Raw genomic sequence first — 8,225 nt, 5'->3', positions numbered from 1 at the left:
AGCGCCCCTGAAACGCGGCAGTTTCACCGCTGGATTCGAACTGGGCCGCCGGCCAGATGCCATAGAAGGTGAAGGCGGAACCGCTTTCCTGCCGGCAGTCGGTGCAGTGGCAAATGCCAACCCGCGTTGGCTCGCCGCGCACGGAAACCTTGACCTGACCGCAAAGGCATCTTCCCGAAAGCATCGCCATGACTTTGTCCCGCCTCGTAACTGCCGATATCTGAACCGGAAAACGCCGCGTGCGGCTCTTGAGTTCCGTCGGAGCCACCGGCCGGCGCACCGCAATCGCGGAACCTTTCGCCTTTTGACGTCTTCTGCGGATATCGAAAACGGAGGGTAACCGCGATGGCGCATGCCGACGAACAGGAGATCATCAACCTCGAGCAGGAGTTCTGGCAAACCATTCTGGAGAAGGACACCGAAGCGTCCGTGGCCATGCTGCCCTAACGCTCGATCGTCGTGGGCGCACAGGGCGCGGCGGTACTCACCCGGGACGACTATCGCAGGATGGCCGAGCAGGCCGAGAATTCCTGGAAGCTCAAATCCTTCCGCCTTGACGACGTCAGCGTGATCTTTCCGCGCGAAGACGTGGCCGTCATCGCCTACACGGTGACCGAAGAGATGGACGTCGACGGCGAACCTTTGACGTTGAAGGCCGCCGACGCCACCACCTGGATCCGTGAGAACGGTGGGTGGCGGGCCTCGCTCCACACGGAATCCGTCCTCGGCGATCCCTTCGGCCGCGACCGCAAGGCCGCGTAAGGTCCCGATTTAAGCCGGAGCGGCCAAGATCGCTGCCGAGAAATGGGGCGCGCGACAGGTGGCGCGCGCCAATCCCTGACCGCCTCATCCAATCCGATAAACCGTCTGCACCGCCGCTCGTTTTCGGTGTAGGATGCCGGCATGAGTGAAGCTCAGCCTCTCTTCGACATGCTGCGCCAAACCGTGCAGCCCGAGATCGCCGCAACTCTGGAGCGCTTTGTCCGGGAGGCGCCGGATCGCAAGCTCTGCCGCGTCAATGCGCTGGCCTTTGCCGCCGAACAGGGGCTCAACGAGGAAAAGACGATCGCGGCTTTCCTGCATGCCTCGCGCCTCGGTATCTTCGAACTCTCCTGGAATGTGCTGTGCCCCGGCTGCGGCGGCGTGCTCGACGCCAACACCTCGCTGAAGACCGTGCAAAGCGACACCTATACCTGCTCGCTCTGTGCTGCCGGCTACGAGCCGACGCTGGATGAGATGGTGGAGGTCACCTTCACCGTGAACCCGCGCATACGCCACATCGAGGCCCACAACCCGCACGAACTGCCGCCGCTCGAATATTTCCGCCAGGTCTATTGGGGCTCCGGCATCGAGCTGCCGGACGAGGGCTACGAGGCCCAGGTCGACGATTTCATGCTGGAGGCGCTGGAGCTGCCTCCCGGCGAAAAGGCGGTGATCTCGCTGCAGCTGCCGGCGGAGTTCATCATCGTCTTCGAGCCGGTGACCCACGCCGCGCAGTTCATCGACGTCAAGGGCGAGCCGACCAGGGAGCGGCGCACGCTGTCGCTCGTCTTCGATCGCGGCCATCGCCACGACGAGGCGCTGGTCATGCAGCCGGGCCCGCTGCGCATCCAGGTGGAGAACCACACGGATGTCCGCACCCTGCCCTCGGTCTGCATCGCCAACGATGCGCTGCACGATATTCTCGGCCGCCGCCGGCCGTTCCTGACGGCCAAGCGGCTCCTCTCCAACCAGACGTTCCGCGACATCTATCGCACGGACACGATCGACGTGGACCAGCGGCTGAAGATCACCAGCCTCACCTTCCTGTTCTCGGATCTGCGCGGCTCGACCGAGCTTTACGAACGGGTCGGCGATCTCGCCGCCTTCGATCTGGTGAAGACCCACTTCAGCGTCGTCAACGAAATCGTCGCGGCCGAAGCGGGTGCGGTGGTGAAGACGATCGGCGACGCGGTCATGGCAACCTTCCCGACACCGGACCGGGCGGTCGCCGCCGCCATGCGCATGCGCGAGGCGATGCGCAAGCTCAACGATGACCGGGGCTCGGAGGATCTGCTGCTGAAGATCGGCATCCACGAAGGCCCATGCATCGCCGTCAGCCTCAACGAGCGGCAGGACTATTTCGGCCAGACGGTCAACATCGCCTCACGCGTCCAGCACCTTGCAGGCTCGCGCGAGATTTTCGCCACCAGCTCCGTGCTCGACGACCCGCGCGCCGCTGGTCTGCTCAGCGACCGCGGCCTCAATCCGCAATCGCACAACGTTGCTCTGCGCGGCATCACCCACGAGATCAGCATTTTCTCAATCCCCTGAGCCTGGCCGGCGCATTGAGCGTCAGACCACAGGAGGCATCAAGGTCAACACGTCGCCATCATCCGGAATGAGCAGCCTGGTCAAGGCGATGCCGTGGGCGCTGGCAGCGACGCGCAGGTCGCCTCGGCTGACCGTCGCATGGTCGAGCGCCTCCATGTGAGTGGCAACCACGACGCTCTTTTTGGAGGCCTCGCAGACCGCGATCGTCTGCGCCGCATCCATCACGATCAGGGCGCCGTCCCAGCGCGCACCGCAGGAGTGGGTGACGATCACATCCGGATTCGTGTCGTGGATGGTCTTTTCGACGGCCGGATAGAGTACCGTGTCGCCGGCCCAGTAGACCGTCGGCTCGCCCTTGGCTTCAAGGCTGAAGCCCATGACCGGCCCCATGTCCTGAACGACAGGACCAAGGCCGTGGCTGCCGTCGCGTCGAGTGAGCTTCAGGCCCTGCCACTGCGCCTTGCCGAGGAGTGGCGTGACGTCGCGAAAGCCGGCGCCGCGGATCGCCTCCTCGTCGCCCGGCTGACAGAAGATCGGCAGGCCCTTCGGCACGCGATGCTTGGCGGTGTCGTCGAAGTGGTCCTCGTGCAGGTGCGAGATGATGACGAGCTCGACGCCTGCGAGAATGGTGTCGGTGTCGAACGGCAGATCGACCAACGGATTGGGCGCACGCCCGGCAAAGGACGGCAGGCTGTCCTTCGGCCCGAGGAAGGGATCGATCAGCACCGTGTGACCGGCATAGTCGAGCTTGAGCGTGGCGTTGCGGATAAGCTGGAGTTTCATTGGGGGTCCTCCTTTGCCGGAACCGGCCTTGACTGTCGCGGCGATCCTTGCGCATGCGGCAGCGAAATCAAGCCCCCAAATGACGCGCAAGGGTTGAGAAACGCCATCGCCCGTCACTCCCGCACCTGTTTGAAGGCGGCAGCATGCGCTGCCCCCTCACCGCCAGCCGCAATCCCACGGCTGGCCCCTTGCCACCCGATGGCAGGCAAAGGCGCGGCCGCAGGAATGGGTGGCGGCGATCGTCGTCCGGCCGCGGCCGGAGCCGCGGGCAAACATCTGCCGGAAAGCGACGTCAGCATTTTCAGGGCAACTGGCAAAGCTCTTGTTCTGCAGTTCGGCCGGCGGGCTGATCGCGCGGGTGCCGGCGTTTTTCTGCGGTGTCTTGACCGTGCCTTGCGTCTCGCCCGGTTGCGGCAGCTTCGCCTCGCGCCGGATCGTGACGCAGCGACCGTCTTTTGCCTCTTCGTTGCGGCCGCAGGCAAGCGGGCAGATCCGCACCTTCTCCGACTTCAGACGATCGAGCACGTCGCTGGAAGGTTCGAGCGTCGCAAGTTCGAGCTTGCCGTACTTCGCGAAGGCTTCGAGCGCCCTGCGACTGCCGGCACCCCAGACGCCATCCTCGCTGCCGGCGCGACAGCCGAGCCGGTTGAGCTCGACCTGTACTGAACGGGCCAATGTCCTGTCATCGGCACCAGACGCAGCCAGCGCCGGATCAATGGCCGCAACGGCCTGACCACCCGATCCGTCGGTCACACCTTGGGATGGAGGCGCTGACGCACGCTCGATGATCTTGATCTTTGCCTTGGCGAGCGAAGCGAAGGCACCATCGGGATACTGCTGCAGATAGGCGTCGAAGAGGTCGCGATCCGTCGCATCCTTGATCGTTTCCCAATAGGCAAGCTCGGCGGCCTGCCTCGTCACGGGCGCCTCCGCCGGTGCCGGCTTGCCGTCATTGGCGGGTTTCAGCACCACCTCGCCGGTCAACGAGGAGTTGTCCCAGGGAACCTGCTTGCCGCCGGTTGCCGCCAGCACGTCGCGGCGCACATCGATCAGCTCGCGCGTGATGTCGCGCCCCGGCTGGCCAAGATGTTTCAGGAGTGCCGATGTGAACGGCGAGTTTCGCCCTGAGCCGTCGAGCGCGACATTGCCGGGCTGGGTGGAAAAGGCGATCAGCGTGCCGATGCCGGTGCCGACCTTGGCAAGACCGCGCCCAACCGAGGCCGAGCGCGTGCCCATCGAGCGGGCGAGATTGACCGCCAGAGGATTGTCGCGGCAGGCGTCAAGCAGCACGACATTGACCCGCGTGCTTCTTTCCATCGCCGACAGGATCAGGTTCATCGGCACCGCCTCGAATTCGAGGTCGACAGAGGAAGCGAGCGTGGCATCGACGGGGGCGAGATAATTCTCGCCGTTCACCTGCAGGCCGTGCCCGGCATAGAAGAACAGCGCCAGATCGGCGCCGTCGAGCCGGCCGACAAAGTCGCGCAGCACCCGCCGCACTCCAACAAGGTCGAGGTCCGCGCCGGTCACCACCTCGAAGCCGAGCCCTTCGAGCTTGGCCGCCATGTCGTGGGCATCATTGCCGGGATTGGGCAAGGCGGCCACATGCTGATAGGCGGAATTGCCGATGACCAGCGCAACGCGCTTCTCGGCCAGCGCCTGCGAGGCGCAAAGGACCAGCAGAATGGACACGGCGATGCGAAGGAATGGCATGGCTCCCCCGGCAATTCGCTGATGTTCGCGACGATGCGCGTCAGCCCCAACGACCAAGCGTGCTACCTGCAATGGGTCCTGTCAATGCAAGGACGGCGCCCACCGGACCCACGCCTGGTTCATTGCCACAACGGGCGAGACCAGAGTTTCATTCGCTGATCATTTGGGATTAGGCATCAGTCTCGCAGCCCGGCCATCGGGAAGATCCGCGCGCCGACACGCTTATCAGCGAGGGGCGTGACCTGCTATCAGCAGCGCTTGCCTGCGCATCGAACGCATGGATATGGGAGCGAATGTTGGGATTGTCGCCCGGCAACGGCGCGAGACGGTCGCACCGTTGCGGCGGAATGGGAAGTTTACTTCACGACGACATTGCCGTTGACGATGTCGACATTCTCGTCGCCCTGCAGGCCGATGCGGTCACCGCTCGGCGCCGTCACGAAACAGCCGCTCGGGCAGATCATTTCCGTTGCTCCGGATGCGATGGCCACTTCCATGCGGCTTTCGCCCTCGACGACGACCAGGACGGCGGTCTCGCTGTCCTTGTTCGTGACGGTCGCGGCACTGGCAGCACCCGCCGTCGGCACGTAGGCCATCAGCACGCCGGAAAGCAAAGCAATCACAGATTTCTTCATCGCCCATCGGCGCCCGACGCGCCGCCCTCTTGCCGAGCCGGCCGCCCCGTCGGTTTCGCGACGCTGCGCCGGCCACCTCTTCAGCCGGTGACAAGCGTAGTCGGTCACCGAAAGAATTGCATGCTTTTTATCTTGGGCTGGCTGAATAGGCCGTGAATGCTCCGTTTATCAGCGGTTTGGGTTGGAACGCCGGCTGGCGGCGCGCCGGGCGCTGCCTTCCTCCACGCGCTCCTCGTCCAGCGGCGCTGCTAAAGCCGTCGTCGCTTTGCTCGACGAGGTCGCCTTGGCCGAAACCCTGTCCTCGGCAGGGGTCGCGCCCTTGGGCTCGCCAACCTTCTCCGGCTCGTGGCTCTCGATGCCCGTCTGGTCCTCTACCGGCACGTCCTCGATCTTCACCGGGAACGGCTCGCCGATGCCTTCATCGCGGAAGCGCTCGTAGATCGACACGCGCAGGTCGTTGCGCACGCCACCACCGGTCAGCACGTCGGCCACGTAGATGCGGAGTTCGAAGGTCATGCGATCGTCGCCAAACGCAGTGAAGCCGACGCTCGGCGACGGGTTCTTGAGCACCATCGGATGGGCGGCGGCGATCTCGGACAAAAGCTCCATGATCCGACGCGGCTCGCTGGCATAGGTCACGGTGACGGCGATTTCGGAGCGGCCGAGCTTGTTGCGGTGCGTCCAGTTGCCGACCGAGGCGTTGATCAGCAGCGAGTTCGGCATCATGATCGACTGGTGCTGGAAGGTCTCGATCTCGGTCGCGCGCACCGAGATGCGCTTGACGAAGCCTTCGGTCGTGCCGCTGACGATCCAGTCGCCCACCTTGAACGGCCGCTCGACGAGCAGGATCAGCCCCGAGACGAAGTTCGAGACGATGTTCTGAAGGCCGAAACCGACGCCGAGCGAGAGGGCACCGGCGACGAGCGCGAGGTTCGAGAGATCGATGCCCGCCGCCGAGAGGCCGATGAGGCCCGCAAGGCCGACGCCGGTATAGCCGATGCCGGTGCGGATGGAGTTGCGCACGCCGGCATCGACCCGGCTGCGCGCCATGATGTTGCCGTCGATCCAGCGCTGCACGAAGCGGGTGACGACATAGCCGAGCGCAAAGAACAGGACGCCTGCGAGAATGCCGACCAGCGAAATGGTGATCGAGCCGATCTTGATCTCGGTCACCATCCGGTAGGCCCAGGACTCGATGTCGGCGACCTGGAAGCCCCACTGCAAGAGGATCAGCGGAATGAAGACCATCACGACCAGCGCGTAGATGCTGAGACCCGCGGCAAGACCGATCTGGTCGAGCCCCACCTGTTCCAGATTGAAGCGCCGCTCGAGATAGCGCCCGGCCGCCGTCTCGGCAAAGGCGCCCTGCTTTGCCACCGCCCGGCCGGTCAGAATGCCGATATACATCGTCACCACGATCGCGCCGGTGATGATGATCTGCGTGGCGATGAAGCGCGCGAGACCGACATAGCCGGACACGGCGGCAATGATCAGCAAGGCGCCGGTCGCAAGCAGCGCGAAGGACACGACCCGCGGCCAGGCGTGGCCATGCCCATCGAAGGACTCGTCCTTCCGAAGTGTCGATGGAGGCGATGTAGCTCTTGACGACGGTGAGGACCACCGGCGAGCCGAGCGCCTCGCTGACGCCACCGAACAGGTAATCGAGACCGTTGACCAGCGCCATGGCGAAGATCGCGATCATCAGCATCCTGGCGCCGCGATCGGAAACCCTGACGAGCCGCCAGCGCGCATCGCGCGGCGACAACACCGCCTGGGCGAGCCTGGTGACGAAGAACACCACCACCGCCACCCCGAGCGTAATGGCAATGATCGGTGCGATGTCGGAGCGCAGCACGTTGAAGCCACGCAGGAACAGGAAGCTCGAGATCGCGAAGGCGGCCGAGGCGATCGTCGGGATCAGCGTGGACCAGAAGGCGACCGACAGGCGGCGGAAGTAGCTCGGCTCCTCATCGGTAATGTCATGCTCGATCCAGGGACGGAATAGCCTGCGGCTGCCCGAAAGGAACACGAGCGCCGCCAGGAGCGACAGGAACAGCGCCGTCAGGAGCGGCACACGCTTGTAGTTCCAGGCAAAGCTCAGCCAGCTCCCGACACTACGCGAGAGCACGCGGGTTTCGTCCGCCGTCGCCGTCAGCGCGTCGTCGAACATGCCGGTCGAGACTTCGGTGTTCTTCAGGAGCGTGTTGGAAAACAGCGCGCGCCTTGTCGCGGTAATGGCGTTGGAAAGCTTGGTCGCCTGTACCGACAGGCCCTCGGCCTCACCAGTCAGCGCGTTGATGGCACCGCGCTCCGCCACGAGGCGCTTGCGCTCGGCGGACACGATATCGGCCTCCGCGGGCTGCCCTTCGGCCGGCGGGTCGCCAAGTTCGGTAAGCCGCGCCTTGATCTCGTCGAGGCGCGGACGGGTCGAGACCGACACGCCGATGATCTGCTTGAAGAGTGCATCGACCTGCACCTTCAGTTCGGCAAGCGCGGTGTCGTCGTCCTTCGCCTTTGACACGAGGTCCGTCAGCCGCTTCAGCTCGTCGCCAGCCTTGGCAAGCTGCTCGGTCGCCTGGCTCTGGCCCGGGGCTGCGCCATCGTCCTGTGCCGCGCTCTGGGCGGGAGCGGGCGCGGTCTGGGCCGGTTCCGTGGTCGTCGCGGCCGGTGCGGCCACATCCGGCGTCGCATCGTTTGCGGCTTGGTGGGCGTTATCCTCGGTCGGTGTCGTCTCATTGCCAGCGGCCGGCTGCGTTGCGGTCTGCGCCGACTGGGACGGTT

At 64.9% G+C, this 8,225-nt stretch carries 6 protein-coding genes and 1 pseudogene; 2 read left to right on the top strand and 5 right to left on the bottom strand.

The annotated features are described in order from the left end of the window. On the bottom strand, positions 1 to 190 hold a 190-nt coding region (locus tag I8N66_RS34365), incomplete at its 3' end, for a GFA family protein (RefSeq protein WP_291164112.1). A gap of 269 nt (positions 191 to 459) precedes the next feature. Between I8N66_RS34365 and I8N66_RS34360 the strand changes: the two genes are divergently transcribed. Then, entirely contained in the window at positions 460 to 762 is a 303-nt protein-coding gene (locus I8N66_RS34360; RefSeq protein WP_291164109.1) for a nuclear transport factor 2 family protein, read from the top strand. Between the two features lie 141 nt (positions 763 to 903). After that, a complete protein-coding gene (locus I8N66_RS34355) occupies positions 904 to 2,313 on the top strand; it encodes an adenylate/guanylate cyclase domain-containing protein (RefSeq protein ID WP_291164106.1) in 1,410 nt (469 codons plus the stop codon). A gap of 21 nt (positions 2,314 to 2,334) precedes the next feature. Here the strand turns inward: I8N66_RS34355 and I8N66_RS34350 are convergent, their stop codons facing one another. The 4 genes and pseudogenes from I8N66_RS34350 to I8N66_RS34335 form a co-directional block, all read right to left on the bottom strand. Then, positions 2,335 to 3,096, bottom strand: coding sequence for an MBL fold metallo-hydrolase (locus tag I8N66_RS34350; RefSeq protein ID WP_291164103.1), 762 nt, complete (start codon positions 3,094 to 3,096; stop codon positions 2,335 to 2,337). Positions 3,097 to 3,252: 156 nt separating this feature from the next. Then, a complete protein-coding gene (locus I8N66_RS34345; protein ID WP_291164100.1) occupies positions 3,253 to 4,809 on the bottom strand; it encodes a caspase family protein in 1,557 nt (518 codons plus the stop codon). A 356-nt stretch (positions 4,810 to 5,165) separates the two neighbouring features. After that, a complete protein-coding gene (locus I8N66_RS34340; protein WP_162768842.1) occupies positions 5,166 to 5,444 on the bottom strand; it encodes a hypothetical protein in 279 nt (92 codons plus the stop codon). 168 nt (positions 5,445 to 5,612) lie between these two features. After that, positions 5,613 to 8,121, bottom strand: a pseudogene (locus I8N66_RS34335) (mechanosensitive ion channel family protein). Positions 8,122 to 8,225: the final 104 nt, after the last annotated feature.

The sequence above is a fragment of the Ensifer sp. SSB1 genome, from assembly GCF_016652895.1.
GTDB lineage: Bacteria > Pseudomonadota > Alphaproteobacteria > Rhizobiales > Rhizobiaceae > Ensifer.
Note: the sequence above shows the minus strand (reverse complement) of the source record. Positions and strands in the feature narration are given on the sequence as shown.